Here is a 26,381-nt window from a genome sequence, read left to right on the forward strand (position 1 = left end):
TTTCGCGCCCGCGGCGCCCGGCGGACCGGCGCCCATAAAAAAAGGGGCCGCCCGTCACCGGGCGGCCCCTGGAAGCACGCGGCGCAGGGCCTAGATGAAGAACAGCCAGGTCAGGATCAGGAACAGCGGGATCAGGATACCCACGGACCAGGCCATGTAACCGAAGAAGCTGGGCATGGGCACGCCCTGTTCTTCGGCGATGGAACGCACCATGAAGTTGGGCGCGTTGCCGATGTAGCTGTTGGCGCCCATGAACACGGCACCGGCGGAGATGGCGGCCAGGGTGGACGCCATGTCGGTCATCAGGTGCGCGGGGTCGCCGCCGGCGGTGTTGAAGAACACCAGGTAGGTGGGCGCGTTGTCCAGGAAGCTGGACAGGGCGCCGGTCAGCCAGAAGAACATGTAGTTCACGGGCTCGCCGTCATGGAAGACCATGTTGATGACGCCGGACAGGGCGCCGTCGGTACCGGCACGCAGGATGGCCAGGGCGGGGATCATGCTCAGGAAGATGCCCAGGAAGAGCTTGGCCACTTCTTCGATGGGGGCCCAGGAGAAGCCGTTGAGTTCACGGCACTGGCGGGTGGTGAACTTCCAGGACAGGCCGGCCAGGCAGAGCAGCAGGATGTCGCGCAGCAGGTTCTGGCCGTCGATGCCCACGCCGTGGATGCTGATGACCTGGCCGAGGTCGATCATGCCGGAGACCAGCACGCAGAGCACGATGCCCAGCAGGAAGAGCAGGTTGATGGAGCCGTCGAGGCCCAGCTTTTCTTCCACCTTGTCGGGATCATGCGGGGGCTGGGGACGGCCTTCACGGCCGAACAGGACGGTATCCAGCACGAAGTAGATGCCCAGCAGGGCCAGGGACATGAAGAGGGTCTTCACGAACAGGTTGGTGGTGGTCCAGAAGAAGCTCACGCCCTTCAGGTAGCCCAGGAACAGCGGCGGGTCGCCCAGGGGGGTCAGGGAGCCGCCGATGTTGGCCACCAGGAAGATGAAGAAGACCACGGAGTGCACACGGTACCTGCGGTGGGCGTTGGCGCGCAGCAGCGGACGGATCAGCAGCATGGCGGCGCCGGTGGTGCCCATCCAGCTGGCCAGGATGGTGCCCACGGCCAGGATGCCGGTGTTGACCACCGGCGTGCCCACCAGCGAGCCCTTCAGGCGCACGCCGCCGGCCACGGTGAACAGGGCGAACAGCAGCACGATGAAGGGGATGTACTCCAGCAGGATGGCATGGAGGAATTCATAGAAGGCCACGTTGAAACCGTAGACCGCCAGACAGGGGATCAGGAAGGCAAGCCCCCAGAAGATGGAGATCTTGCCGAAGTGATGATGCCAGATATGCGGCAGAGCTAGGGGCATGACGGCGATGGACAGCAGCATGCACACAAAGGGAATGACCCAGACCGCGGACAGTTCCGCACCGGGGATGCTCGGATGCCCTTCGGAGGCCAGGGCCAGCACGGGGAGCGCCAGCACGGTCAGCAGGGCAAGAGGCAGGGACCAGCGTTTCAACATGGGATTCTCCTCAAGTCAGTAAAATATCACAAAAGAAAACATTGTGATACACTATGAAAACTTCTAAATCTTACGCCATTTCCACCTTTTTTGCAACGAAAATGCGACCTCTTGGCGCAAGATGGGACATTTCACAAGATCTGCCCTACTTGCCGGCATCCGGGCCGCCCCCGGGCAGGGGAGCGTCCGTGCCGCCGCCGCTGCCGTAAAGGCTGCGGTATTCGTGCTGGAAGATGCACATGCGCGTGGCGTCATGGTAGGCACCGTTGGCAAAGAACTCGTGGATGAGCACGCCCTCGGCCTGGAACCCCAGCTTGGAATAGACATGGATGGCGCGCACGTTCTCGTTGTCCACCACAAGATAGAGCTTGTAGAGGTTGAGCGCGTCGAAGGCATAGGCCATGGCCAGCTTGGCCGCCGCCGTGGCGAAGCCGTGGTTCTGCCAGGCCGGGTCGATGATGATCTGGAACTCGGCCCGGCGGTGGATGTAGTCGATCTCCACCAGCTCCACCAGGCCCACGTTCTGGCCCTCGTAGTCCACGATGAAGCGGCGCTCGCTCTGGTCATGGATGTGCTTGTTGTACAGGTCCTGCAATTCCACGAAGGCCTCGTAGGGCTCCTCGAACCAGTAGCGCATGACGTTGGCGTTGTTGTCCAGGCCGTGCACGAACTTGAGGTCTTCCCGTTCCAGCGGCCGGATGCGGATGGCGGCCGATGCTTCCCTGCCAGTTTCCATGCTGTGACTCCCTGCCGCGCGCCGCAAGGCCAAGGCTTGCGGGAACGGCGTTTTTCTGCCAGATTCCCGGCGAATTCCACCAACAACGAGGATGCTATGCCCAAGGACCCCACTCCCCGGCGCAAGGCGCGTCTGGGCTCGGTGCTTGCCCACCGTCAGCCCGACCTGACCCTTGTGCTTGCCAATATCCATGACCCGCACAATGTCTCGGCCATCTACCGTTCCTGTGACGCCTTCGGCGTGGACAAGGTGCACCTGTACTATACCGACACGCCCTTCCCCGTGCTGGGCCGCAAGACCTCGGCCTCGGCCCGCAAATGGGTGGAGAGCGTGCGCCACCGCGACCGCCAGGAGCTGGAGACCAGCCTGCGCGCCCGGAACATGCAGATCCTGGCCACCACCTTCACGCCCGCGGCCAGGCCGCTGCGCACCTGGGACTTCACCCGTCCCACGGCCATCATCATGGGCAACGAACACAGCGGCGTCAACGAGGAACTCATCAGCATGGCCGACGGTGAGCTCTATATCCCCATGTACGGCATGATCCAGAGTTTCAACGTCTCGGTGGCCTCGGCCATCATCCTGTCCGAGGCCTGCCGCCAGCGCGAGGCCGCCGGCTTTTACGACAGCCCCCGCCTGGAGCCCGACGAGCTGGAACGCCGCCTGGCCCTGTGGCTGGAAAAATAGGGCCCCGCACGATAGCAGAAAGGGGCGCCCTGCCGGGTGCCCCCTTGCTCCATTACGGGATGTCCAGCCCGCCGGCAGGCCCGCCGCTGCCTTCCGCATGCGGCCTGACCACCTTCTGGAAGCGGTGCCCGTCCCAGCGGTAGCCGATCTCGTTGGCCAGCGGCAGGTAGAGCATGCCGGTCTTGTTCCAGAACACGGGGTGCGCGCGCAGGCCCCCCATGCCCAGGCAGATGAGCACCGAGGGGTTCACATCGTCGGGCACGGGCTGGCCCTTGGCGAAGAATTCCTGGATGTCCGGCTCCTGCGGCACGTCCACGGGCACCGTGCGCCCCGAGGCGTCCACGCGCCACAGCTCCACCGTGCACAGCTCGGTGCCCAGCGTGCCGATGGCCGCCACGGCCGAGCCGTCGTCAGCGTCCCGGAACAGGCGCAGGGCCACGCCGCTGTCACGGAAGGGCAGCGCCCGGAACACGATCACGTCCCGGCTCTCGCCGGCCAGCTCCCAGAACTCGCTCTGGCCTTCTTCCAGCAGCTGCTGCTTGTCCTCGTCCTCAAGGCCTTCGGCCGTATTTTCAAAAATGCTCGTGGGCAGGGCGCTGAACGCCTCGCGGGCCGTGAGCGCGCTCTCCTGCGCCAGGCCTGCGGACGGGCCCAGCAGCATGAGCATCAGCAGACAGAAAAAAACACGCATATCTCCCCCTTGCCGTGACACTGTCCCGGCTCGTCAAAAATTTTATACGGCCTTCCCTGCCCTTTGTCCATCGTCCCCGGCCGTTTTTTCCGGCGCTTATCAGGAATCCCTCTTGCCAAACAGCGCCGCCACGCTTACATAACAGCCCATGAACACACCCTGCATCCATATCGAGAACGCCCGGCAGCACAACCTCAAGGGCATCAGCCTGGACATCCCCCGCGACGAGCTGGTGGTGGTCTGCGGGCCATCCGGTTCCGGCAAGTCCACCCTGGCCTTCGACATCGTCTATGCCGAGGGCCAGCGCCGCTATGTGGAATCCCTTTCGGCCTATGCCCGGCAGTTCCTGCCCCAGATGGACAAGCCGGACGTGGAGAAGATCGAGGGCCTTTCCCCGGCCATCTCGCTGGAGCAGCAGAGCACCTCGCGCAACCCCCGCTCCACCGTGGGCACGGTGACGGAGATCCACGACTTTCTGCGCGTCTTCTTCGCCCGGCTGGGCCGCATGTACTGCCCTTCCTGCGGCCGCCCCATCGAGGCCCGTTCCGCCGACGAGATCATCAGCGACATCATGGCCCTGCCGCAGGGCAGCAAGTTCATGGTCATGGCGCCGCTGGTGGAACTGCAGAAGGGCACCCACCAGGACAAGTTCAGGAAGCTGCGCGCCGAAGGCTTCGCCCGTGTGCGCGTGGACGGCACCTTCCACACCCTGGATGACGTGCCCGCCCTGGACAAGAACAAAAAACACAGCATCGACCTGGTGGTGGACCGCCTGGTCAACAAGGACGGCATCCGCGGCCGCCTGGCCGATTCCGTGGAGCTGGCCCTGCGCTACGGCGAGGGCCGCCTGGCCGTCCACCTGCCCGACCGGCCCGAAGGGGAGCGGGACATCATCCATTCCACCACCTCGGTCTGCCCGCACTGCCACATCTCCCTGCCCGCGCCCAGCCCGCAGCTCTTTTCCTTCAACAGCCCGCAGGGGGCCTGCCCCCGCTGCGTGGGCCTGGGCACCGTGGACTATTTCGAGCCCCGCCTCATCGCGCCCAACCGGGGCCTTTCCCTCAATACCGGGGCCCTGCTGCCCTGGGCCGAGAGCAGGCATTTCCAGCGTTACGAGCCCGCCCTGCGCGCCCTGGGGGAACGCCACGGCTTCACGCTCTCCACGCCGCTGGAGGACTTTTCCGACGAATCCCTGGCCTGCCTGTTCTACGGCGAGGACGAAAAGGGGCGCCCTGCCAGCCACAGCAGCGGCCTGCGCCGCAACTGGATGGGCGGCAACGTGGCCCTGGATGCCGCGGGCGACCACCAGAGCGAGCTTTTTGCCGGACGCGCCGTCGAGGTGAAGGTCAGCGAGGAGCGCTGGCCCGGCGTCATCCCGCTGCTGGAAAAGGGCATGCAGTACGGCGAGGCCTGGCGCGAGATCCTGGCCCGCTTCCGCCAGTCCACGGACTGCCCGGACTGCCACGGCGCCCGCCTCAAGCCCGAGGCCCTGGCCGTGCGCGTGGACGACCTGAACATCGCCCAGTTCTGCGCCCTTTCCGTGGAGCGGGCCCTGCAATGGCTGGAAGGGCGCCATTTCGACGGCCGCCACGCCCTGGTGGCCGAGCCCCTGCTCAAGGAGCTGACCCACCGCCTGTCCTTCATGCGCAACGTGGGGCTGGAATATCTTTCCCTGGGCCGGGCCATGGCCACCCTTTCCGGCGGCGAGGCCCAGCGCATCCGCCTGGCCTCCCAGCTGGGTTCCGGTCTGGTGGGCGTGACCTATGTGCTGGACGAGCCTTCCATCGGCCTGCACCCGCGCGACAACGAACGCCTGCTGGGCACCCTGCGTTCCCTGCAGCGGCGCGGCAACACCGTGCTGGTGGTGGAACACGACGAGGCCACCATCTGCGCGGCCGACACGGTCATCGAACTGGGGCCCGGCTCCGGCGCCCAGGGCGGCGAGATCATGTTCCAGGGCAGCGTGCCCGAGCTGCTGCGGGCCGATACCCTCACGGCCCGCTACCTGCGCGGCGATGCCAGCATCAGCCTGCCCGACGAGCGGCGCGAGCCCCAGGGCTGGCTGACCCTGCACAACGTGACCACCAACAACCTGCGCGGCATCGACTGCCGCTTCCCGCTGGGCGTGCTGACCTGTGTCACGGGCGTGTCCGGCTCGGGCAAGAGCTCGCTGGTGGTGGATACCCTGTACAAGCATCTGGCCATCGGCCTGGGCCAGCGCGTGGACCAGCCCGGCACCATCGCCGGCCTGAGCTACAGCGAAGGGGCCCGCCCCGTCGAGCGCATCGTGGCCATCGACCAGACGCCCATCGGCCGCACGCCGCGCTCCAACCCGGCCACCTATACCAAGGTCTTCGACGAGATCCGCACCATCTTCGCCATGACCCCCGACGCCCGCAAGCGCGGCTACAAGCCCGGGCGCTTCAGCTTCAACGTGCGCGGCGGCCGCTGCGAGGCCTGCGGCGGCGACGGACAGATCCGGGTGGAGATGCACTTTTTGCCCGACGTCTATGTAACCTGCGACGTCTGCAAGGGCCGCCGCTACAACCACGAGACCCTGGACGTGCGCTACAAGGGCCTGAACATCGCGGAAGTGCTGGACCTGCCCGTGCAGCAGGCCCGCGCCTTCTTCGAGAACTATCCCGTGCTGGAACGGCGTCTGGCCGTGCTGGAGGAGGTGGGCCTGGAATACCTGCGCCTGGGCCAGCCCGCCACCACCCTTTCCGGCGGCGAGGCCCAGCGCATCAAGATCTCGCGCGAGCTGGGCAAGCGCTCCCTGCCGGGCACGCTCTACATCCTGGACGAGCCCACCACCGGCCTGCACATGCACGAGGTGGGCAAGCTCATCAAGGTGCTGCACGCCCTGGTGGACAAGGGCGCCAGCGTGGTGGTCATCGAGCACAACACGGACATGATCCTGGCCGCCGACCATGTGCTGGACATGGGGCCCGGCGGCGGCGAGAACGGCGGCCTCGTGGTCTCGCAGGGCACGCCCGAGGCCATCGTGGCCGACCCCGCTTCCGTCACCGGCCGCTTTTTGATGCAGGAACGCCGTGACCGCCTCAAACGGCGCGGCTGAGAGCGGCCCCGCACCGCCTGCCGGAGGCTGTCCCTGCGGACAGCCTTTTTTTGTGTCCGCGGGCCTCTCTCCATGCAGGAGCATCCGCAGGGGATGCCGGGAAAGGGAAAACCGCTGTTCCTGCCGTCAGGAACGGGATTTTTCCTTCTTGCAGCCATGCACAGGATGCGCAGGATGGTCCGTGGCCCTGCCTGCAGTTTTTTTTAAGAGAGTACGGCCCTTCTTCACTCATGCTCTATCAGTCATGGAATATACAAAATCCTTATCCGATGGCGCCACACCATGCCCGGCCCTTCCCGGCCTCCCCCCGGCGTCCCCCCGCCCCGCTCCCGCTGCCGCTGCTCCATAGGCAGAGGGCCTTTCCTGTGCTATGCTGCCTCCGTTCCCGTACCCGTACCGGGACCAAATCCCTGTGTCTCCAGGAGGCACCATGACCGCGCTCCCCTCCCTCCACGATGGGGGTCTCTCCCCCCGGCTTTCCCTGCTCTGTCTCGTGTTCCTGCTTCTGCTGCCCGCCTGTCCGGCATCGGGTGCCGACCTCGACGGAACGGCCAGCAACCACCATACCGTGATCAGGGCCGGTGATTCCTACAGCAATGTCTACGGCACCACGAACTACGGCGACAACGCCCTGGCCCGCTACGGCACGGTCGTCAGCAACGGCGGCCAGGCCGTGCAGGCTTTCGGCGGCTTGGGGTACGGCAACAGTGCCGATGCCGCCTACAACAGCGTGGTCGTCCATCAGGGCATCATCAGCAAGAACATCTACGGCGGTTTTGCCGACGGGTACCAGACCGCCCGCAGCAACAGCAATACCGTGGTCCAGAGCGGTGGCGACATCTCCCACATCGTGGGCGGCAATGCCGAAAGCGGCCGCGGCAGGGCCCGGGCCGACAGCAACCTCGTCATCATCAACGGCGGCACGACCGGCACCGTGATAGGGGGGCACGGATCAGGCTATCTCGACGGCGCGGCCCGCTACAACCTGGTCAGCATCTCCGGCGGTTCCGTCACCAGCATCGTCGGCGGCAGCGCCACGACGACCAAAGGGACCGCCGATGCCAGTTTCAATGCCGTCCTCGTCAACGGCGGCCGGGTCAGCGGCAACATCATTGGCGGGCTCGTCTATACCAGCAGCACCGGACAGGGCAGCACCGCGCGCTATAATGCCATCACCCTGGTCCAGGGACAGATCGATGGCCAGGTCTACGGCAGCGCCCAGACGGACAGCCCGGGCCAGCTGGTCTCCCCCCTGCCCGCTGCCGGCAGCGGCAACAGCCTCAACCTGCTGGGCTGGCAGGGCACGCTCCGGCGTGTGGCGGCCTTCCAGTACCTCAACCTGGCCCTGCCCAACGGCATGCGCTCCGGGGACACCCTGCTGACGCTGGGCAACGAACAGGAAGCGGGCACCTGCAGGGCGGCACGGTGCGCGTCCTGGGCGCCCTGGGGGGCCAGGGCATGCGCATCGGGGACCGGTACACGCTGATACGCGGCACAGGGACCGGCAACTTGGCCCTGCGCGACGGCGGCGTCGTCCATGATGCGCCCAAGGGCTTCGCCCTGCTCTTCGACGGCAGCATGCAGGTTGATGGCAATGCCATCGGCCTGACCATCACCGGCCTGCGGACCAACCCGCAGATAAAGGCCTTCAACCAGTACCGGGTGGCCCAGATGGCGGCCCTCGACCGGGGGGCGCGCCTGGTGGAAGGCACGGCCCTGGAGCAGGCCCGCAAGGCAGCTGCCGGACAGGATGCGTGGATGCCCTTCGCGGCCATCCACGGCGGCACGGAGCGCTACGGCAACGATGGTTGGGCGGACGGCACCGGCCTGGAACTGGCCGCCGGCCTGGCCCGGAGCTTCACGGGCGAGGCGGGGGACCTGCTGCTGGGCGCGTTCTTCGAATACGGTCAGGCCAGCATCGGCACCCGCGATGACTTTTCCGTGGGCGATGTCTGCGGTACCGGCAGCGTCCGCTATGCGGGCGGCGGCGTGATGTCCCGCTTCGACCTCACGTCCGGTCTTTTGTCCGGCCTGTACGCGCAGGCCGGCCTGCGCCTGGGGCAGATCAACGGTGACTGGCAGAGCCAGGACATCGCCAGTGCCCTGCAGCAGACGGCGGATTTCGATACCTCCACGGCCTACTACGGCCTGTTCGCCGGTCTCGGCTACCAGTGGCAGGCCACGGAACGCCTGCGCCTGGACAGCCGGGCCAGCTTTTTCTGGAACCATCAGGACGGGCAGGACATCAGCATCATGGGCGAGGATTTCCGCTTCGACCCCATGGATTCCTGCCTGCTCCGCGTGGGCACCCGCCTGAGCTACGAGGTCTTCCAGGGCTTCAGTCCCTACGCGGGCGTGGCCTGGGAACACGAGTTCGACGGCACGGCCCGCACGGAACTGAGCAATCACGGCGTGGACGCGCCCTCGGTCTCCATGCGCGGCGACAGCGCCGTGTTCATGGCAGGCCTGCAATGGGACCCGCACAACAGCTCCCTGCATGTGGATCTGGGGCTCGAAGGCTCCGCCGGTGTCCGGCAGAGCATCGGCGGACAGGCCCGCCTGGTCTGGGAATTCTGACAGCGGGACGACGGCCCGCCCTCTCGGTCACAGTCATGCAGGAGGCCGGATGCGCGAACACATCCGGCCTCCTGCATGACATCGCCGCATCCGCCGTGGACGGGACGCTCCGGCCGGCACGGTCGGACTCCGCGCCGGGCACAGCCTGCCCTCCGTCCATCTCTTCCCGCCGGGCATCCTCCGGCCCCGGGGCCCTGCGGATGCCGGGGCGCCCCCTCTGCCCTGTCGCCGCGCGGGCGTGACGGCCCCCCATCTTTCCGGGCGATCATTCCATCCGATTACTCCCCGCGGGCGTGACGGCGCAGCACGCCGTCCACCACTTCCTGCCCGAGGCTGCCGAAAGGACGCAGCGGCGCGGGTTCCCCCGCACCCGCCTCCTGCAGGCAGCGGCCATACCAGACGATGTCGTGCCAGCGGCCCTGCTTCCAGCCCGAGGCCGGGAAACGCCCCAGCAGGGAAAAACCCGCCGCCCTGTGCAGGGCCTCGCTGGCCTCGTTGGGCACGGCGATGCAGCCATAGGCATTGACCACGCCCTGCAGGCGCAGCAGTTCCAGCAGGGCCCCGTACAGGGCGCGCCCCACGCCATGCCCCCGGGCGGAGCCCAGCACATAGACGGAACACTCCACGTTCCAGCCGTAGGCCGCCCGCTCCATGTGCCGGTGGGCATAGGCATAGCCCAGCACCTGTCCCGGCGCCCGGCACACCAGCCAGGGATATGCCGGCAGCACCTGATGCAGGCGTGCGCCGAATTCCGCGGCCGTGGGCACCTCGTACTCGAAGGTGATGGCCGTGTCCCGCACATACGGGGCATAGATGGCCAGCATGGGGCGGACATCACCGTCCCCGGCCACCTGCAGACAAAGATCCATAACAGGCTTCCTCCTCCCGCAGTCCTGTGGCCCGTCCCCCACCGGCAGGAGGCGGGGCCGCGCTGCCGTGGACGCGGGGCGCTCCGGCACCGTCAGCCGGACGCCGCCATACTGCGGAACGGTGGCACCATAGCGGCAGCTTTGGCCGAATTCAAGCCGCCTCTTGCCACCCGGGCCCCGCTGCGCTAAGTAAACTCAACTTTATTCATACGCGATTGAGGAGATTATGGCACGTTTTACCGGTTTTGACGAAGTATACAGCGCCCTGTATGTGGATTTTGACAACATCTACACCCGTTTTCTTGAAGCAGACCCCGAAGCGGCCCGGGCTTTCGGCACCGCGCCCTACCGCTGGGTGCGCTGGATCGAGAACCACGCCCTGCGCATCCTCTACGGCGACGGCGTGCGCCGCCGCATCCTGAAGCGCATGTGCTATCTCAACCCCCAGCGCTATCAGGAGTTCCGTTACCATTTCATCCGCAGCGCCTTCCAGGTGGTGGACTGTCCGCCCCTGACCACGCGCGGCAAGACCAGCACGGACATCCATCTGGTCATGGACTGCATGGATGACCTCTCCCACCCCACCCATTTCGACGAATTCATCATCCTGTCCGGCGACGCGGACTTCACGCCCCTGCTCATCCGTCTGCAGGAACATGCCCGCCGCACCCTGATCCTTTCCGTGGGCTATTCCTCGCCCGCCTACACGGCGGCGGCCTCCTGGCGCATCCGCGAGGACTGGTTCCTCCAGCAGGCCCTCAAGGACGAGCGCCTTGAGGACGATGCGGAAACGGCCGCTCCCGCCGGATCCTCCCTGCCCCAGGCCCGCCCCCTGCGCGACACCCTTTCGCGCATGGCCCCCGGCGCCAGTGACGAGGACGACGAGGATGACGGCCCCGCCCCGGGCAACCGCTGGTAAGACCGGCCAGGCGGTTGACGCCGCCGCCCCTCCCGCATAAGATACGATATGGTACGGGGTCCGCTCGACCACGACGACCCCATGCTGGCCGGTCCGGCATGGTGCCCGGCCCGGGCCAGCCCCTTTCCCCTTTTTTTGGAGGCAGCATTATGTTCCGCAAACTCACGCTCACCCTGTGTGCCCTCGTCCTGATGTGCACCCCCGTGGCCGCCAAGACCCTGGTGGTTGCCGGCAACTGTGCCTTCCCGCCCATGGAGTTCCTGACGGACAAGAAGGTCCCCACCGGCTATTCCATCGACTACATCCATGAGATCGCCAAACGCGCGAACCTGAAGATCACGTTCCGCGACGTGGCCTGGGACGGCATCTTCGCCGGTCTGGCCGCGGGCAACTATGACATCCTGGCCTCCTCCACCACCATCACTCCCGAACGCCAGCAGGCCTTCGACTTCACCATCCCCTACTACGGCGCCGTGCAGGCCGTGGTCATGCCCAAGGGCAAGAAGCTGGACAGCCTGGCCGGCCTCAAGGGCCTGACCGTGGGCAGCCAGATCGGCATCACCGGCGTGTTCGTGCTGCGCAAGGCCGACGTGGGCGCCAAGATCAAGGAATACGACGACATCGGCCTGGCCTTCGAAGACCTGGCCGCCGGCCGCACGGACGCCGTCATCTGTGACGACCCCGTGGCCAAGTACTACGCCAACAAGCGCGCCGACTTCGCCGGCAAGTTCACCGTGGCCTACCTGCACAAGGATCCCGAATACTACGGCTTCTGCCTGCGCAAGGGCGAGACCGAGCTGCTGGAACGCCTCAACAAGGCCATCGCCAGCATGCAGGCCGACGGCACTGAGGCCAAGCTGAAGATCAAGTGGATGGGTGCCGCCGACTAGGCGCCCTCCCCGGCCGGGACTTCCGGCCATCCCATCGTACTATCGGAAGGGCCTGCGGGCCCTTCCCCTGTTTTCGGCCCCGTGCGGCCCGCCCGAAGGCGCCGCGGGCAGAAAAACTGCCGCCCCGGCGCCCGCCGGGTATTGACGGCAGGGGCCTGCACGGCTAATAAAACGCAGTTTGGCCGGTTTTGGCATGCGGGCGCGAGCTTCAGGCCAGAACATCTTCATCAACCTTCCGGAGGCAGCATTATGTTCCGCAAACTCACGCTTACCCTGTGTGCCCTCATGATGATGTGCACGTCCGTGGCCGCCGAGACCCTGGTGGTCGCCACCAACTGCACCTATCCGCCCATGGAATTCCTGAACGATAAAAAGGTGCCCACCGGCTATTCCATCGCCTATGCCACGGAAGTGCTCAAGCGTGCCGGTTATGACATGGAACTGCGCGATGTGGCCTGGGACGGCATCTTCGCCGGTCTGGCCGCGGGCAACTATGACCTGCTGGCCGCTTCCACCACCATCACCCCCGAACGCCAGAAAGCCTTTGACTTCACCGAGCCTTATTACGGCGTGGTGCAGGCCGTGGTCATGCCCAAGGGCAAGAAGATCGACAGCCTGGCCGGCCTCAAGGGCCTGACCGTGGGCAGCCAGATCGGCATCACCGGCGTGCTCGTGCTGCAGGAAGCCAACGTGGGCGCCAAGATCCGCGAATACGACGACATCGGCCTGGCCTTCGAAGACCTGGCCGCCGGCCGTGTGGACGCCGTCATCTGTGACGACCCCGTGGCCAAATACTATGCCAACAAGCGCGCCGACTTCGCCGGCAAGTTCGGCATCGCCTACCAGCACAGCAATCCCGAATACTTCGGCTTCTGCCTGCGCAAGGGCCGCACCGAGATGCTGGACCGCCTCAACAAGGCCATTGCCGAGATCAAGGCCGACGGCACCGAGAACAAGCTGAAGGTCGAATGGATGGGCACTGCCGACTAGGGCAGCCGTCGCGACCGGCCCCGCCGGTCCCCAATTTGTGACACCTGTTCGGAAGGGCCTCCGGGCCCTTCCGGCGTTCCCGCATACAAGGGGCAACCTGTACAATGAAAGACGAAGGGCAAAGCAAAGGCAACATCATCATGGTGACGGACGGCCCGTCCATCCCCAACCCCCGCGAATGGCGGCTCATCAACGCATGGTCCATCGCCCTGTGCGGTGCCGTCATCACCCTGGTGCTGCTCTGCACCACCGGACCGCAGGTCTACCGTGATGCCATCATCTTCCTGCCTGACGGCCTGCTCCTCACCTTCAAGGTGACGGCCTACTCCATCTGCGGTGCCGTGCCGCTGGGCCTGCTGACCGGCCTGGGGCGCATCTCGCGCAACCGCTTCTTCAACCTGCTGGCCTCCACCTATGTGGAAGTCATCCGCGGCATCCCCCTGCTGGTGCAGATCTTCTACATCTACTTCGCCATCTCCATGCTGGTGAAGATGGAAGGCGTGACCTCCGCCGTCATCGCCCTGAGCTTCTGCTACGGCGCCTACATGGGCGAGGTGTTCCGCGCGGGCATCCTGGCCATCCCCCACGGGCAGACCGAAGCGGCCCGCTCCCTGGGCTTCAACCGCGTGCAGACCATGTTCTATGTGGTGCTGCCCCAGGCCTGGCGCACCATCATCCCCCCCGTGGGCAACGAATGCATCGCCATGCTCAAGGACACGGCCCTGGTCTCCGTCATCGGCATGCCCGACCTGATGCAGCGCGCCCGCAGTTTTGCCTCCAAGAGCTACTGCTATTTCGAGTCCTACACCGTGGTCGCCCTGGTGTACCTCATCATCACCCTCATCCTCTCCAAGATCGTCAGCATCATCGAAGCGAGGCTCAACCACTATGACAGAAAAAAATAGCACCGAGCCCATCATCAGCATCCGCCATGTCTGGAAGTACTTCGGGCAGCTCCCGGCCCTGCAGGATGTGAGCCTCGATATCGCTCCCGGCGAGCGCGTGGTCATCATCGGGCCCTCCGGCTCCGGCAAGTCCACCCTGCTGCGCTCCATCAACCGTCTTGAAGAGATCGACGGCGGCAGCATCATCGTCAACGGACAGGACATCAACGACAGGTCCAACAACATCAACGAGATGCGCCGCAACCTCGGCATGGTCTTCCAGCAGTTCAACCTCTTCCCGCACAAGACGGTGCTGCAGAACCTGACCCTGGCCCCGCGCAAGCTGCTGAACATCCCCAAGGCCGAAGCCGAGACCATGGCCCTGAAGCTGCTCAAGAAAGTGGGCATCAGCGACAAGGCCAACGTCTACCCCGCCATGCTCTCCGGCGGCCAGCAGCAGCGCGTGGCCATCGCCCGCGCCCTGGCCATGCAGCCGGACATCATGCTCTTCGACGAGCCCACCTCCGCCCTGGACCCCGAGATGGTGGGCGAAGTGCTGGACGTCATGGTGAGCCTGGCCGAAGAAGGCATGACCATGATCTGCGTGACCCACGAAATGGGCTTTGCCCGCACCGTGGCCGACCGCCTGATCTTCATGGACCACGGCCAGATCCTGGAGATGGGCAAGCCCGATACCCTGTTCAACTCGCCGCGCCATCCGCGCCTGCGCCAGTTCCTGACCCAGATCCTGTAAGCCGCTTTCCGGCCCAAGGTTTTCCGCAGCCCGTCAGCTTTTCTGGCGGGCTGTTTTCGCATCTTCCTCCGGCCCGGCCGGACGCCAAGGAGACCTTCTGATGACACAACTGGCCGTTGCCGTCAGCGGCGGCGTGGACAGCCTCTGCGCCCTCCTGCGCCTGCGCGGACAGGGACACGACGTCCTGGCCCTGCACGGGCTCTTCCTGCCCGATGCCGCATCCTCCGGCCCGCGCCCGGCCCATGACGGCCCCCGTCTGCTCACGGCGGCGGAAGCTCTGGACGCGCCCCTGCCCCCTGCCAGCCGTCAGGCGGTGGAAGGCCTGCGCACAGCCTGCGGGCAGCTGGGCATCCCCCTGCATGTGGCCGACATGCGCGCCGTCTTCGACAGGGAGGTCGTCACGCCCTTCGTGCGGGCCTATGCCCGGGGCCGGACGCCCAATCCCTGCGCGCTCTGCAACCGGGCCATCAAGTTCGGGGCCCTGCTGGACGCCGCCCTGGGCCTGGGGGCCGACCGCATCGCCACCGGCCATTACGCCCGCCTGCAGGAGGGCCCTTCCGGCCCGCTGCTGGCCGCGGCGGCCGACCTGTCCAAGGACCAGAGCTATTTCCTCTCCCTCGTGCCCCTGGAGCGCCTGCGCCGGGCCGTGTTCCCCCTTGCCCGGCAGGACAAGGCCGCCAGCATCGCCCAGGTGCGGGAGGCGGGCCTGGACGTGCCCGTGCCGCAGGAAAGCCAGGAGATATGCTTCATCCCCGCCGGAGAGGATGCCTACCGGGCCTTTCTGGAACGGCGCTGGCAGGCGGAAGGCCTGTCCCTGCCCGGCGGCGGCCCCGTCCTGCTGGAAGAGGCCGGCAGCGACGGCCGCCCCGCGCTGCGCCCGCTGGCCCGGCATGAAGGCCTGTGGCGCTACACCGAAGGCCAGCGCCGGGGCCTGGGCATCGCCCACAGCGAGCCCCTCTATGTGCTGCGCAAGCAGGAAGAGGACAATACCCTCGTGGTGGGCGGCAGGGCCCGTCTGGGCATGCACGGCTGCCTCACCGGCCCCGTCAACCTGCTCTGCCCGCCCGAACAGTGGCCGGACACCCTGCTGGCCCGCCTGCGCCATCGCCAGCGCCCCACCCCCGCCCGGGTGGAGATCACGGACGACGGCCTGCGCATCACGCTGGCGGAACCGCAATTCCCCAGTGCCCCCGGACAGGTGGCCGCCATCTACGATGACCAGGGCCGCGTGCTGGCCGGGGCGCTGGTACGGGAACTGTTCTAGCCCGGATGACCGGGAGGGAGGCAGACCGACTGTTCCATTTTGCAATATCCCGCTCCGGCAACGGACCATAAAAAAACGTCCCTGTGACAGAGCACAGGGACGTTTTCCGTTTTCAGGACAGGGCAGGTTCAGCGCAGCACGAGGCCGGGATCAGCCGGGCAGCGCATGCCTTCCAGCAGGGGCGCGGCCGGGGGCAGCTCGCCCAGCACGCTGACCAGGACGAAACGTCCGTTGGACTGCGCCAGGAAACAGACGCCCTCCTGACCGTCTTTCTTGATGGGGAAGCTGTACTGCCCCTCCCGCTCCACGGGATCGGCCGTGGCTCCGGTCACGGAGGCCAGCTCCGCCGCGATCTGGGCGGGGGCAAGGCCCGCATCGGCGGCCACCATCACGGCTATGGCCGTCCGGCGGTCCGCCTGCCGGAGCAGCAGCGTGGAAGTGGTCCCGGACGTGTTTTCCTCCACGACGCTCCAGCCCTCAGGCAGAGGAAAAAAGACCCCGGCCACTTCCTTCTCCGCGGCCGGCGCAGGAACGGCCAGCAACAGGATCAGCAGGCCTGCCAGCAGTATTTTTTGCATCTTCGTCTCCTCGATGGTGATGGAAAAACCATGCAGCCCGCCACAGGGCTAACAGGCATGGCGGCGGGCGCCCCGCCCGGGGCACGCCTTCCTGTGGGGGACAGGCCGCTGTCCGAAGCCCCGGCCAGAACGACAGTGCGTCGTCCTCCCTAGGCCTGCCCCTGGGCACGGCCGCGCCGCAGCCGCCGCCAGACAGGTTCCAGTATGCCGGGTGCCAGCCTGCAGCTCAAGGGCAGGAAGACCACGGCAAAGGCCAGACCGCTGGCGGCGCAGGCCAGACAGGCCTGGGCCACGGCAGGCAGCGCCAGCACCCCGGAGGCGCGCAGGCTGTCCAGCCCGTACTGGGCCGCCCAGGAGGCCGCCCCGGCGGGCAGGGAGCACAACAGGGCCCGGCCGGACAGGGAAAGCAGGCCCGCGAAGGCGCCCGTGCCCTGCCGTCGTGCCCAGATGGCCACCAGCCAGAGCACATAGGCGCTGACGCTCACCGCCGAGGTCAGGGCGATGGCCCACGCGCCCAGGGGCACGGCCCACCAGTAATAGACCGGCAGGGCCAGCAGGGTCATGGCCGTGCCCGTGGTGGCCGGGGTCAGGGTATCGCCGTCGGCATAGAAGGCGCGCACCAGCACCATGTACACGATCCACAGCGGCGTGGCGGCCAGCATGATCTGCAACAGGGGCGTGCTGGCCACGGTCTCGGCCAGGCCGAAGCGGCCGCCCTGGAAGATGACGCCCATGATGGGCCGGGCGGCCACGCCCATCCAGAGGGCGCAGGGGATGATGAGGCCCACGCTGGCCCGCAGGGCCGCGCTCAGGGTCTGGTCGAAGCGCTCCTTCTCGCCACTGGTCAGCAGGGAGACCAGGAAGGGATAGGAGGCCACGGCGGCCGCCTGTCCCATGAGGCCCACCGGCACCTGCATGATGCGCCGGGCATAGTTGAGCAGGCTCACGGCGCCGTCGCCCACCAGCGAGCCGAACACGCGCATGAACTGCTCATCCAGAAAGATGACGGTCTGGCCCAGCATCAGGGGCAGGGCCATGATCAAAAAGCGCTTGAGCAGCGGGTGCCGGAAGACCGGCGAAAGGCGCAGCCCCCCGGCGGCGGCCACCCGGAAGGGCAGCAGAAAGGCCCCCAGACCGGCCCCCACGGTCACGCCCACGCAATAGCCGGTCATGCCGCCCAGTTCCCATTCGGCGGGCAGGGCCATGCCCTGCGTCAGCCAGGGCAGCAGCAGGCCGCCCGCGATGATGCAGCCGTTGTAGATCAGGGGCGCCAGCGCGGGCACGCGGAACTGCCGCCGCATGTAGAGCAGGGCCGTGACGCAGGCCCCGCACAGGAAGAAGACCTGCGCGGGCAGGATGATGCGCATGAAAAAGGCCAGCCGCGCCGTCTGGGCGGCATCGAAGCCCGGGGCCGTGATGCGGGCCAGCTCTTCGGCGCCCAGCATGCCCGCCCCCGTCACCAGCAGCGAGGCCACCACCATCCAGCAGAAGATGCAGGAGAAAAAGCGCCAGCCGTCGTCCTCGTCCTCCTGGAAGCGCCGGGACAGCAGGGGGATGATGGTGATGGCCATGATGCCCCCGGCCAGCAGGTGGTTGATGATGTCCGGCACCACGAAGGCCGCGAAGTACATGTCCGCTTCACTGCCCGCGCCGAACTGCCAGGAGATGACCTTGTCGCGCACCAGTCCCATGAGGCGGGAGAGGATGGTGCTGGCGGCCAGGATCAGGGCCGCCGCGCCCATGCGCTGTTTTTGCGAGAAAAAGCTCATCCGCGTCTCCCCCGTCCCGCGGGACGCCGCCCCCCGCGATCCCCGTCCCGGCGGGCCTGGCCTTTGCCGCGCACGGGGCGCTGCCCGTCGCGGTCACGGCCCCGGCGCTGATGCGGCAATTTGGCATGACGGGCCGGAGCCTTGCCCGGCCGTCCCTGCCGCCCGCGCGACACTCGTCCGCCGCGGCGGGCCGCCACGCCCAGCTCCGTGGGCAGCAGGCGGATCTCCAGACGGCCGCTGTGCACCTCGGCCAGCACCACCTCCAGGGACTGGCCCATGCTCCAGCACAGGCCCGAGCGCTGCCCCACCAGACACTGGCGGCGGGCATCGAAGTCGTACCAGTCGTCGCCCAGATCCTCCACGCGGATCATGCCTTCCACGGGCATCTCGCTCAGTTCCACGAACAGGCCGAAGTCGTTGACGCCGGCCACCACGCCCCGGAAGCGCTCGCCCACGCGGCCCTCAAGGGCCATGCAGGCCAGACGCCGGGCCATCTCGCGCTCGCAGTCCAGGGCGTCCCGCTCGCGGCGGTTGAGCTGGTCGGCCACGCGCAGCAGCTTCTGCCCGGCGGGCAGGGCGCCGCCGTACAGGCCCAGGCTGGCCTTGAGCGCCCGGTGCACCAGCAGGTCGGCATAGCGGCGGATGGGCGAAGTGAAATGGCAGTAGGCACGGGACGCCAGACCGAAGTGGCCTTCGTTCTCCGGCTGGTAGCGGGCCTGGGGCATAGCCCGCAGGCACAGGCGCCCCACCAGGAACTCCCGGTCAGAGCCCTGCACGTCCCGCAGGATGCCCTGCAGGGCCGAGGCCGAGGGCTTCACGGGCACCAGAGCGGGGTCGATGGCTTCCAGGGAATCGAACAGGCTCTCCAGCCGCTCGGGATCGGGCTGGGGATGCACGCGGTAGAGGAAGGGCTCCTTCGGGGCGCCCTCCACGCTGCCGTCGGCTTTCAGGCCGCCCAGATGGCGGGCCACGGCTTCGTTGGCCGCGATCATGAATTCCTCGATGAGGCGGTGCGCGTCATGGCGCACACGGCGGGACACGCGCAGCAGGCGGCCCTTGCCGTCAAAGCTGTATTCCGGTTCCGGCAGGTCGAAATCCAGGCTGCCCCGGCGCTGCCGGGCCTCGCGCAGGCAACGGTACAGTCCGAAAGCCGTCTCCAGCATGTCCAGCACTTCCTGCCCGCGCGGTCCCGCGGCCAGCGCGGCACGGGCCTGCCCGTCCCTGTCCAGCAGGCAGGCCTTGACCTGATCGTAGGTCAGGCGGGCCGCCGAGCGCATGACCACCGCCGCGAAGCGCGGTTTGCCCGGCTGCCCGGTGGCGGAAAAGGGGATCTCGGCCAGCATGGCCAGCCGGTCCTCGTCAGGGCGCAGGCTGCACAGGCCGTCGCACAGGGCGGGCGGCAGCATGGGCTCCACCGACGTGGGGAAATACCAGGAATTGCCGCGCGCCAGGGCTTCGGTATCCAGCGCCGAGCGCGGGCGCACATAATGGCTCACGTCGGCGATGGCCACACGCAGGAGCCAGCCCCCGCCGGGACGGGCCTCCACCTGCACGGCGTCGTCGAAGTCGCGGGCATCGGCGCCGTCGATGGTCACCAGCGGCAGCGCGCGCACATCCTCGCGCCCGGCCATGTCGGCATGCTGGGGCGCGGACGGCAGAGCGTCGGCCTCGGCCTGGACCCGGGGCGGGAACTCCCGCGGTACCTCGTGGTTGAGCTTGACCAGATCCTCCTGCACGGCGATGTCGTCTTCCCGGCCCACGGCCTGCAGCAGGCGCGCCTGCCAGAGGTCGGCTGCCAGACGCTTTTCCGGCGCTACCAGCAGCAGCGAGCCGCCGGAAGGGCGCTCCATGTCCCCGGGCAGCTCCACGCTGACATCGAAGGGCATGCGGCTGTCCGCCGGACGGCACAGGGCACGGCGTCCGGTCACATGGATCACATGCACGGGCACTTCGCGGCAGCCGCGCTCCAGCACCTCCACGATGCGGCCTTCCCGGCTCTTGCCGCGGGCATGCGAACGCGGCGACAGGGCCACGCGCACCATGTCCCGATGCCAGGCATCGCCCGCCTGCAGGGGATGGATGAAGATGTCCGGGCCGGCCACCTGCCCGTTGTCGCCCAGGGGCGTCACGAAACCGCCCGCGCCGCTGCGCAGGGCCATATAGCGGCCGCGCACCTGGCGCAGGCCGTCGGCACGGGCCCAGAGCCCGCCCTGCAGGCGCACCAGCCGGCCTTCGTCAGCCAGGGCGTAAAGCTGGTCTTCCAGCATCTTGCGGGCCGCACGCGGCAGGCCCGTGACCCGCAGCAGGGCATCCAGGCGCAGGGGGCGCTCCTGTTCGTGGAATATCTCCAGCAGCTCGGTATCAGAAAGGCTGGCCGGAAGATCGAAATAGTTGTTTTTCTTGCTCATAGATCCTTGTACGCCGCACAGGGCGGCGATGTTTGCACACGATGTCCGTCCGTCCTGCATACGGGCCCCGGGCCCGCTTGTCAAAGCCGGCAGACACAAGAGGGGCGGAAGGTCACCCTTCCGCCCCTCTGTCATCGCACGGGGTGGCCGCCATCATGCCATGCGGCCCTCCTTCTCCGGCCCTGTCAGCGATGTCTCTTGCTTCTGCAACAGGGCGTGGAGCCCCTCCCCTGCCCCTTGGGAAGAAGGAGGGATGTGGAGAAGCGAGCCACTTTCACCGCCGGCAGCCACCGAAGGCGGCCGCAGGCCGTGCCCATCGGGCCCGAACGCCCTGCGGACATCGCCAGCCTGGAAAAAGGCTTCCCTTCCCCCTGCTGGAAAAAACCCTTCCCGCTAGTCGCGGTTGCCGCCGAACAGGCGCAGCAGCATCAGGAACAGGTTGATGAAGTCCAGATACAGTTCCAGGGCGCCCAGCAGGGCACCGCGGCGCATGGCCGTGGCGTCGTCCACAGGGGCGTTCATGCCGAAGACGCGCAGCTTCTGGGTATCATAGGCGGTAAGGCCGGTGAAGATCAGCACGCCGATGCAGCTGATGACGAAGTCCATCATGCTGCTGGCCAGGAAGATGTTGACGATGGACGCGATGATGATGCCGAACAGGCCCATGATCAGGAAGTTGCCCATGCCGGTCAGGTCACGCCTGGTCACCGTGCCGTACACCGACATGGCCAGGAAGGTGCCCGTGGCCGTCAGGAAGGCATTGGCGATGGAGCCGATGGGATAGACCACGAAGATGCTGGACAGGGTCAGGCCGGTCAGGGCCGAATAGGCGATGAACACCGCCGTGGCCGTGGTGGCCGACATTTTGTGGACAGCGGCGCTCAGGGCGATGACCAGACCGAACTGGGCCACGATGAGGGCGATCATGATCGCCATGTTGCCCAGGATGGCCATCTGCAGGTCGGGGCTGGACGCCACGGCAAAGGCCGTCACGGCCGTGATGGCCAGGCCGGCGGTCATCCACATGTAGACCTGGCGCATATAGATGGAAACGGCGCTCACAGCGCTTTGCGCAATGGTACGAGCAGTCATGTTTTTCCTCCGGGATTTGGCCGCGCGGCATGCGCGGCCGTACTTTCATTCCTTGCTTAACATATAGGGATATGCCGGGCAAAAGCAAGCCCCGGCAAGCCAGACCGCCGGTCATGGTCCGGCCCACGGCACGGGAGCCCCGCATCCCTCCGGCCGGGCCGAATGTCCGGCAGACGGCATGACGGCCGCGCCCCGCTCCCGCCGCACGGGCCCGGTCAGGCCCGGCTTTTCCGTGCCGCCAGGGCTCCTTCCCCCTGCCGCTGCCGGCTCGTCCCGGTCCCGCGTCCCGTCTGTATGGCAGGCGCCGGGCAGCCCCTTCCCTTGCCGCTCCCTCCGGCACATGCTACCGTGCGCCTGCGGCACCGGCATGGTGCCACAGATCATCAAGGAGAACTCTTCATGAAGAAATCCACGCTCTTCACCCGTCTGCTGCCCGTCCTGCTGCTGGCCTGCGCCCTGCTGGCCGCCCCCCAGGACATCCGCGCCCAGGGCCCGGACCCCGTGGTCAAGCTGGAGACCAGCATGGGCGACATCCTCGTGCGTCTGGACGCCCGCAAGGCCCCCATGACCACGGCCAACTTCCTGGAATACGTCAAGGCCGGCCAGTACGACGGCACCATTTTCCACCGCGTCATCAAGGACTTCATGATCCAGGGCGGCGGCATGACCGCCAGCCTGCGCGAAAAGGGCACCCGCGCCCCCATCAAGAACGAAGCCGACAACGGCCTGCGCAACCGCAAGTACACCATCGCCATGGCCCGCACGTCCGACCCGCACTCGGCCACGGCCCAGTTCTTCATCAACGTCAGGGACAACAGCTTCCTCGACCACCGCAGCAAGGACCCGCAGGGCTGGGGCTATGCCGTGTTCGGCAAGGTCATCCGCGGCCAGGACGTGGTGGACCAGATCGCGGCCGTCAAGACCGGCAGCCGCGGCTATTACGAGGACGTGCCCATGCAGCCCGTCATCATCAAGCGCGCCACCATCGTGGAATAAAGAGAAGATGCGGGGGCGGGAAACCTTTTCGGTGAAAAGGTTCTCCCTCCCCCACACCCCCACCCTTCCAAAACCTTTTCTTCTGATCGGTATGGCAGGTCCCCGTCGCTGGCTGTCGGGCGAGGATATCGGGAAACAGGACGTCCGCTCTTCTTCCGGCCTGCCTACCGGAGAACCTGACATGACCATCGCACAAAAAAAGACGCCGAACGGCGTCTTTTTTCGTGCGTAATAAAGCGCGCTGGGGAGGGGGAGGGGAGCTTGAGGGGAGGGGGCACCCCTCTCGCGCGAGCAGAGGGGTGCCCCCTCCCCTCAAAAAAACAACGCAGGCCGCCCTTCCCTCGCCTCAGCGCCGGGCCAGGAGCTTCAGGCGGCGCATGGTCAAATGGCAGATGGCCACGGCCAGGGCGTCCGTGGTGTCCAGGGCCCAGCCCTCACCGCGCACATTGAGCAGGCGCCGTACCATGAAGGCCACCTGCTCCTTTTCCGCGCGGCCGGTGCCCACCACGGATTTTTTGACCAGCGTGGGTTCATAATCGCTCACCGGCATGCCATGCGCCGCACAAGCCGCCACGGCCACACCGCGGGCCTGGCCCAGCTTGAGGGCGCTGGCCGCGTTCCTGGCCGTGAAGACCTGTTCGATGGCGGCCTCCTGCGGACGGTAACGGCCCACCACGTCCGCCAGCTGCCGGTAGATGACGGCCAGCCGCCGGGAGAATTCCTTTTCGCCGCCGGAGGTTGTGCGGATGATGCCGCAATCCACCAGACGCAGCACGCCGGACTGCTCCGCGATGATGCCCCAGCCCGTGCGCTGGGAGCCGGGGTCGACCCCCAGGACCACAAGAGACGTATCCGCCATAGCTCACCCCAGAGAAAAAAAGCCCGGCACTCAGGGAATGCCGGGCAAAAAACGGACATCTGCCGCCCGGGGGGCGGGAGCGTACCGGACTAGTCCATATCCATGTCTTCGGGGAAGTCGGCGTTGGCGTAGACGTTCTGCACGTCGTCGTTGTCGTCCAGAGCTTCCATGAGACGGATGACCTTCTGGGCGGCCTCGGCGTCCACGGCCACCAGGTTCTGGGGCACCATGGCCAGTTCGGCGGACTGCATGGTCACACCGGCGGATTCCAGGGCGTCGCGCACGGCCGCGAAGTCGGCCATGGCGGTCTGGAGGGTCCAGACATCGTCATCGTCGATGACGTCGTCGGCGCCGGCTTCCATGGCCACTTCCATCATCTGGTCTTCGGTGTAGGCGGCCTTTTCCACGGTGATGACGCCCTTGCGGTCGAACATCCAGCTCACGCTGCCGTCGGTGCCCAGGCTGCCGCCGTGCTTGGTGAACAGGTGGCGCACTTCGGCCACGGTGCGGTTCTTGTTGTCGGTGGCCACTTCCACCATGATGGCGATACCGGCGGGGCCGTAACCTTCGTAGAAGCATTCGGTCAGGTCGCCGCCCGCGTCCTCACCGGTGCCCTTGCGGATGGCGGCTTCGATCTTGTCCTTGGGCAGGTTCACGGCCTTGGCAGCGGCAATGGCCGCACGCAGACGAGGGTTGCCCGCAGGATCGCCACCGTTCTTGGCAGCGATGATGATTTCCTTGGCGGCCTTGGTGAAAACCTTGCCGCGCTTGGCGTCCTGACGGCCCTTGCGGTGCTGGATATTGGCCCATTTGCTGTGCCCAGACATAAAACCTCCCAAAACTCGGAGAATGTAAAAGGTGAAAAAAGACAGACGGCCTTGCGGCCCGTCCGTTCCCTGCCCGGGATACCGGGACATCCCGGCAACGGGAGCACGCTTCCGGCCTTTCCGGGCGCGCACACGGGTGCAGCGGCCCGGACAACGGCGAACGGGACGCCCCTAGAGGGCGCCGGGCTCCCGTCCGGTGTCGGCGGCTCCGTCCGTGCCCGCATCCTGCGCGGCAGGACGCGCCTCGGCCCTGAACCCCATGCCCACGAAGAAGGTCTCCTTGCTCTCGGCCCGGGAGCTCTTGGGCTTGAAGGATTTGACGGCCTTGAAGGCGCGGCGCATGGGCTGGAGCATCTCCTGGATGTCCGGCCCCATGAAAATCTTGACGATGAAGCTGCCGCCGGGCTTGAGGTGCAGGCGCGCCACTTCCAGGGCCTCGCAGGCCAGCTCGAGCGAACGGGCCTGGTCCGTGAACTTGGTCCCGGTGGTACGGGGCGCCATGTCGCTCATGACCACGTCGAAGGGCCCCATCTCGCGCAGGCGGGCTTCAAAGGCATCGGAGCGGTTGAACACGTCCTCCTGCATGAAGGTGACCTGCGGCGGGAAGGCGGTCTCCGTGGTCTGGATGTCGCAGCCCAGCACGAGCCCGCGCGGGCCCACCTTTTCGGCGGCGCCCAGCGACCACGAGCCCGGAGCCGCGCCCAGATCCAGAACGCGCATCCCCTGGCGGAAGAGCTTGAACTTCGCGTCCAGTTCCTTGAGCTTGTACACGGAACGGGCCGGATAATTCTCGCGCTTGGCCTTGAGAAAATAATGATCCCGATATTCCTTCATAATGACACCAGCGGGCTTCTATAGCGTTTTTTTTCGCGGTAGCCAAGCCCCACAGGGGCGGCCCGGCCGATTTTTTTGCAGCGCATGGCCGGAGGAAGGCGATCCCGGGAAGGCCGCCCGGCGCTCTGGCCCGTGCGGACGTTGCCTGCCGGGAGGCCCTGGCGCGGCATTGCCGTTTCGCGGGCGCCCCGGCATGGATACGGCCCGCATCCGCCAAAAGAGCGCTCCGGGGAAAACGACGCGCGCCACGGGCACGGCACGTTGCCCTCGCCCCCCTGCCGCGTGCCGGGAGCCTCTCCCCCTTTCTCCGGGAGGCGCCGGGTCCCGCGGCAGTCCGGCTCTTCCCGTCACGGCGGCCATGCCCCCTGCCGCCGGACGTGCCGCCCGCAAAAAAGACTTGACCCCGGCACATGAATGGCATACATACCACGCTACGCCGCGTTGCGGCGCCCATGTGGGGAAGTAGCTCAGCTGGGAGAGCATCGCCTTCGCAAGGCGGGGGTCGGGAGTTCAAGTCTCCTCTTCTCCACCACAGATAATTCAAGGGGTTACGGTTCTGGACTGTGACCCCTTTTTCTTTGCCCCGACATGTGCTATCCGGTACAGAATAGTGTCTACAAACAGTTCAAAATCCATCCCATCCTGACCGGCCCACCCAAGAGCATGCCTCCGCTCTTCAATCAAGGAAGCACTATGGCAGATATCGTTTCCATCCGGCATAATGACGAGTTGCTGGCCCTCATCATCCCGGCCGCTTACCGTGCCGACGGCATACAGTTTTTCACACCGGGGACTTTTTCCCAGCAGCTTGGATATATGAATCATCCGCAGGGGCATGAAATACTCCCCCATGATCACAATCCTGTCCCGCGTACCGTGGAGTGGACCCAGGAGGTCCTTTTTGTCCGGTCGGGCAAGGTGCGCATGGATATCTATGCGCCCGGCAGCCGGACCTACCTTGAAAGCCGGATCCTCCGGCCCGGGGACGTGGTCCTGCTGGCCCACGGGGGGCACGGCTTTGCCATGCTCGAACCGTCGGAAATGATCGAAGTCAAGCAGGGGCCTTATGCCGGTGAGCAGGACAAGGAGCGCTTTGCCTCCGTCCCTGTCGGCCAGATCCGTATCCGGGGATGACCTTCCCCCAATTTCCAACACGCACA

23 protein-coding genes and 1 tRNA gene are annotated in these 26,381 nt (G+C 66.7%); 13 read left to right on the forward strand and 11 right to left on the reverse strand.

Annotation, left to right across the window (positions count from 1 at the left end):
- Positions 1-90 precede the first annotated feature (90 nt).
- Positions 91-1,518 (reverse strand): sodium:proton antiporter, encoded by a 1,428-nt coding sequence (locus tag DESPIGER_RS06780; protein ID WP_072334721.1) that lies wholly within the window; start codon positions 1,516-1,518, stop codon positions 91-93.
- Between the two features lie 145 nt (positions 1,519-1,663).
- Positions 1,664-2,254, reverse strand: a complete 591-nt coding sequence (gene speG / locus DESPIGER_RS06785; protein WP_072334724.1) for a spermidine N1-acetyltransferase — start codon at positions 2,252-2,254, stop codon at positions 1,664-1,666.
- 96 nt (positions 2,255-2,350) lie between these two features.
- On the opposite strand from speG, the gene DESPIGER_RS06790 reads away from it, so the two are divergent.
- Positions 2,351-2,941: a TrmH family RNA methyltransferase gene (locus tag DESPIGER_RS06790; protein WP_072334727.1), complete on the forward strand. Its 591-nt coding sequence runs from the start codon at positions 2,351-2,353 to the stop codon at positions 2,939-2,941.
- A 52-nt stretch (positions 2,942-2,993) separates the two neighbouring features.
- On the opposite strand, the gene DESPIGER_RS06795 is transcribed toward DESPIGER_RS06790, so the two are convergent.
- Entirely contained in the window at positions 2,994-3,632 is a 639-nt protein-coding gene (locus DESPIGER_RS06795) for a hypothetical protein (protein WP_072334730.1), read from the reverse strand.
- A 148-nt stretch (positions 3,633-3,780) separates the two neighbouring features.
- Here DESPIGER_RS06795 and uvrA point away from each other — a divergent pair, with 148 nt between their 5' ends.
- The 3 genes from uvrA to DESPIGER_RS06810 all read left to right on the forward strand — a co-directional run bounded on the left by uvrA (position 3,781) and on the right by DESPIGER_RS06810 (position 9,288).
- Positions 3,781-6,711: an excinuclease ABC subunit UvrA gene (gene uvrA / locus DESPIGER_RS06800; protein WP_072334733.1), complete on the forward strand. Its 2,931-nt coding sequence runs from the start codon at positions 3,781-3,783 to the stop codon at positions 6,709-6,711.
- Positions 6,712-7,141: 430 nt separating this feature from the next.
- The gene (locus DESPIGER_RS06805; protein ID WP_072334736.1) at positions 7,142-8,197 is read left to right on the forward strand and encodes a hypothetical protein; all 1,056 of its coding nucleotides are present in this window, start codon (positions 7,142-7,144) and stop codon (positions 8,195-8,197) included.
- Complete coding sequence (locus DESPIGER_RS06810; protein ID WP_156831646.1) at positions 8,170-9,288, forward strand: autotransporter outer membrane beta-barrel domain-containing protein; 1,119 nt, start codon at positions 8,170-8,172, stop codon at positions 9,286-9,288. The genes DESPIGER_RS06805 and DESPIGER_RS06810 overlap by 28 nt, the downstream gene beginning before the upstream one ends.
- A gap of 278 nt (positions 9,289-9,566) precedes the next feature.
- Here the strand turns inward: DESPIGER_RS06810 and DESPIGER_RS06815 are convergent, their stop codons facing one another.
- Positions 9,567-10,157 (reverse strand): GNAT family N-acetyltransferase, encoded by a 591-nt coding sequence (locus DESPIGER_RS06815; protein ID WP_072334742.1) that lies wholly within the window; start codon positions 10,155-10,157, stop codon positions 9,567-9,569.
- Positions 10,158-10,383: 226 nt separating this feature from the next.
- On the opposite strand from DESPIGER_RS06815, the gene DESPIGER_RS06820 reads away from it, so the two are divergent.
- The 6 genes from DESPIGER_RS06820 (at position 10,384) to mnmA (ending at position 15,858) form a co-directional block, all read left to right on the forward strand.
- A complete protein-coding gene (locus DESPIGER_RS06820) occupies positions 10,384-11,076 on the forward strand; it encodes an NYN domain-containing protein (protein ID WP_072334745.1) in 693 nt (230 codons plus the stop codon).
- A 149-nt stretch (positions 11,077-11,225) separates the two neighbouring features.
- Positions 11,226-11,966 carry a basic amino acid ABC transporter substrate-binding protein gene (locus DESPIGER_RS06825; protein WP_072334748.1) on the forward strand — a complete coding sequence of 247 codons (741 nt, stop codon included), beginning with the start codon at positions 11,226-11,228 and terminating at the stop codon, positions 11,964-11,966.
- A 249-nt stretch (positions 11,967-12,215) separates the two neighbouring features.
- Positions 12,216-12,956 (forward strand): basic amino acid ABC transporter substrate-binding protein, encoded by a 741-nt coding sequence (locus DESPIGER_RS06830; RefSeq protein WP_072334751.1) that lies wholly within the window; start codon positions 12,216-12,218, stop codon positions 12,954-12,956.
- A 104-nt stretch (positions 12,957-13,060) separates the two neighbouring features.
- Complete coding sequence (locus DESPIGER_RS06835) at positions 13,061-13,861, forward strand: amino acid ABC transporter permease (RefSeq protein ID WP_072334755.1); 801 nt, start codon at positions 13,061-13,063, stop codon at positions 13,859-13,861.
- The gene (locus DESPIGER_RS06840) at positions 13,845-14,594 is read left to right on the forward strand and encodes an amino acid ABC transporter ATP-binding protein (RefSeq protein WP_072334758.1); all 750 of its coding nucleotides are present in this window, start codon (positions 13,845-13,847) and stop codon (positions 14,592-14,594) included. The genes DESPIGER_RS06835 and DESPIGER_RS06840 overlap by 17 nt, the downstream gene beginning before the upstream one ends.
- Before the next feature lie 100 nt (positions 14,595-14,694).
- Positions 14,695-15,858 (forward strand): tRNA 2-thiouridine(34) synthase MnmA, encoded by a 1,164-nt coding sequence (mnmA, locus tag DESPIGER_RS06845; RefSeq protein ID WP_072334761.1) that lies wholly within the window; start codon positions 14,695-14,697, stop codon positions 15,856-15,858.
- A gap of 128 nt (positions 15,859-15,986) precedes the next feature.
- On the opposite strand, the gene DESPIGER_RS06850 is transcribed toward mnmA, so the two are convergent.
- From DESPIGER_RS06850 to DESPIGER_RS06865, 4 genes are all read right to left on the reverse strand, one after another.
- Positions 15,987-16,436 carry a hypothetical protein gene (locus DESPIGER_RS06850; RefSeq protein ID WP_072334764.1) on the reverse strand — a complete coding sequence of 150 codons (450 nt, stop codon included), beginning with the start codon at positions 16,434-16,436 and terminating at the stop codon, positions 15,987-15,989.
- Positions 16,437-16,585: 149 nt separating this feature from the next.
- On the reverse strand, positions 16,586-18,205 hold the full coding sequence (murJ, locus tag DESPIGER_RS06855; protein ID WP_072334768.1) for a murein biosynthesis integral membrane protein MurJ: 1,620 nt from the start codon (positions 18,203-18,205) through the stop codon (positions 16,586-16,588).
- Positions 18,202-20,613, reverse strand: a complete 2,412-nt coding sequence (locus DESPIGER_RS06860; protein WP_072334771.1) for a ribonuclease R family protein — start codon at positions 20,611-20,613, stop codon at positions 18,202-18,204. The genes murJ and DESPIGER_RS06860 overlap by 4 nt, the downstream gene beginning before the upstream one ends.
- Before the next feature lie 393 nt (positions 20,614-21,006).
- Complete coding sequence (locus DESPIGER_RS06865) at positions 21,007-21,705, reverse strand: Bax inhibitor-1/YccA family protein (protein ID WP_072334773.1); 699 nt, start codon at positions 21,703-21,705, stop codon at positions 21,007-21,009.
- 399 nt (positions 21,706-22,104) lie between these two features.
- Here DESPIGER_RS06865 and DESPIGER_RS06870 point away from each other — a divergent pair, with 399 nt between their 5' ends.
- Entirely contained in the window at positions 22,105-22,701 is a 597-nt protein-coding gene (locus DESPIGER_RS06870; RefSeq protein ID WP_156831647.1) for a peptidylprolyl isomerase, read from the forward strand.
- A gap of 346 nt (positions 22,702-23,047) precedes the next feature.
- Here the strand turns inward: DESPIGER_RS06870 and ruvC are convergent, their stop codons facing one another.
- The 3 genes from ruvC to DESPIGER_RS06885 form a co-directional block, all read right to left on the reverse strand.
- Positions 23,048-23,560, reverse strand: coding sequence for a crossover junction endodeoxyribonuclease RuvC (gene ruvC, locus DESPIGER_RS06875; RefSeq protein WP_072334777.1), 513 nt, complete (start codon positions 23,558-23,560; stop codon positions 23,048-23,050).
- An 89-nt stretch (positions 23,561-23,649) separates the two neighbouring features.
- Positions 23,650-24,387 carry a YebC/PmpR family DNA-binding transcriptional regulator gene (locus tag DESPIGER_RS06880; RefSeq protein ID WP_072334780.1) on the reverse strand — a complete coding sequence of 246 codons (738 nt, stop codon included), beginning with the start codon at positions 24,385-24,387 and terminating at the stop codon, positions 23,650-23,652.
- 171 nt (positions 24,388-24,558) lie between these two features.
- The gene (locus DESPIGER_RS06885) at positions 24,559-25,221 is read right to left on the reverse strand and encodes an RlmE family RNA methyltransferase (protein ID WP_072334782.1); all 663 of its coding nucleotides are present in this window, start codon (positions 25,219-25,221) and stop codon (positions 24,559-24,561) included.
- A gap of 456 nt (positions 25,222-25,677) precedes the next feature.
- On the opposite strand from DESPIGER_RS06885, the gene DESPIGER_RS06890 reads away from it, so the two are divergent.
- A tRNA-Ala gene (locus tag DESPIGER_RS06890) sits at positions 25,678-25,753 on the forward strand.
- Positions 25,754-25,914: 161 nt separating this feature from the next.
- Positions 25,915-26,355 carry a hypothetical protein gene (locus tag DESPIGER_RS06895; RefSeq protein WP_072334785.1) on the forward strand — a complete coding sequence of 147 codons (441 nt, stop codon included), beginning with the start codon at positions 25,915-25,917 and terminating at the stop codon, positions 26,353-26,355.
- Positions 26,356-26,381 lie beyond the last annotated feature (26 nt).

The sequence above is a fragment of the Desulfovibrio piger genome (assembly GCF_900116045.1).
GTDB lineage: Bacteria > Desulfobacterota > Desulfovibrionia > Desulfovibrionales > Desulfovibrionaceae > Desulfovibrio > Desulfovibrio piger_A.

Coding starts and splice junctions, on each gene's coding strand:
- DESPIGER_RS06885 (WP_072334782.1), bottom strand. CDS start 25,221: ATGAAGGAATATCGGGATCATTATTTTCTCAAGGCCAAGCGCGAGAAT.
- DESPIGER_RS06880 (WP_072334780.1), bottom strand. CDS start 24,387: ATGTCTGGGCACAGCAAATGGGCCAATATCCAGCACCGCAAGGGCCGT.
- DESPIGER_RS06895 (WP_072334785.1), top strand. CDS start 25,915: ATGGCAGATATCGTTTCCATCCGGCATAATGACGAGTTGCTGGCCCTC.
- DESPIGER_RS06860 (WP_072334771.1), bottom strand. CDS start 20,613: ATGAGCAAGAAAAACAACTATTTCGATCTTCCGGCCAGCCTTTCTGAT.
- speG (WP_072334724.1), bottom strand. CDS start 2,254: ATGGAAACTGGCAGGGAAGCATCGGCCGCCATCCGCATCCGGCCGCTG.
- DESPIGER_RS06790 (WP_072334727.1), top strand. CDS start 2,351: ATGCCCAAGGACCCCACTCCCCGGCGCAAGGCGCGTCTGGGCTCGGTG.
- uvrA (WP_072334733.1), top strand. CDS start 3,781: ATGAACACACCCTGCATCCATATCGAGAACGCCCGGCAGCACAACCTC.
- DESPIGER_RS06830 (WP_072334751.1), top strand. CDS start 12,216: ATGTTCCGCAAACTCACGCTTACCCTGTGTGCCCTCATGATGATGTGC.
- DESPIGER_RS06825 (WP_072334748.1), top strand. CDS start 11,226: ATGTTCCGCAAACTCACGCTCACCCTGTGTGCCCTCGTCCTGATGTGC.
- ruvC (WP_072334777.1), bottom strand. CDS start 23,560: ATGGCGGATACGTCTCTTGTGGTCCTGGGGGTCGACCCCGGCTCCCAG.
- mnmA (WP_072334761.1), top strand. CDS start 14,695: ATGACACAACTGGCCGTTGCCGTCAGCGGCGGCGTGGACAGCCTCTGC.
- DESPIGER_RS06850 (WP_072334764.1), bottom strand. CDS start 16,436: ATGCAAAAAATACTGCTGGCAGGCCTGCTGATCCTGTTGCTGGCCGTT.
- DESPIGER_RS06835 (WP_072334755.1), top strand. CDS start 13,061: ATGAAAGACGAAGGGCAAAGCAAAGGCAACATCATCATGGTGACGGAC.
- DESPIGER_RS06870 (WP_156831647.1), top strand. CDS start 22,105: ATGAAGAAATCCACGCTCTTCACCCGTCTGCTGCCCGTCCTGCTGCTG.
- DESPIGER_RS06780 (WP_072334721.1), bottom strand. CDS start 1,518: ATGTTGAAACGCTGGTCCCTGCCTCTTGCCCTGCTGACCGTGCTGGCG.
- DESPIGER_RS06815 (WP_072334742.1), bottom strand. CDS start 10,157: ATGGATCTTTGTCTGCAGGTGGCCGGGGACGGTGATGTCCGCCCCATG.
- DESPIGER_RS06865 (WP_072334773.1), bottom strand. CDS start 21,705: ATGACTGCTCGTACCATTGCGCAAAGCGCTGTGAGCGCCGTTTCCATC.
- DESPIGER_RS06820 (WP_072334745.1), top strand. CDS start 10,384: ATGGCACGTTTTACCGGTTTTGACGAAGTATACAGCGCCCTGTATGTG.
- DESPIGER_RS06840 (WP_072334758.1), top strand. CDS start 13,845: ATGACAGAAAAAAATAGCACCGAGCCCATCATCAGCATCCGCCATGTC.
- DESPIGER_RS06795 (WP_072334730.1), bottom strand. CDS start 3,632: ATGCGTGTTTTTTTCTGTCTGCTGATGCTCATGCTGCTGGGCCCGTCC.
- DESPIGER_RS06805 (WP_072334736.1), top strand. CDS start 7,142: ATGACCGCGCTCCCCTCCCTCCACGATGGGGGTCTCTCCCCCCGGCTT.
- DESPIGER_RS06810 (WP_156831646.1), top strand. CDS start 8,170: ATGCGCATCGGGGACCGGTACACGCTGATACGCGGCACAGGGACCGGC.
- murJ (WP_072334768.1), bottom strand. CDS start 18,205: ATGAGCTTTTTCTCGCAAAAACAGCGCATGGGCGCGGCGGCCCTGATC.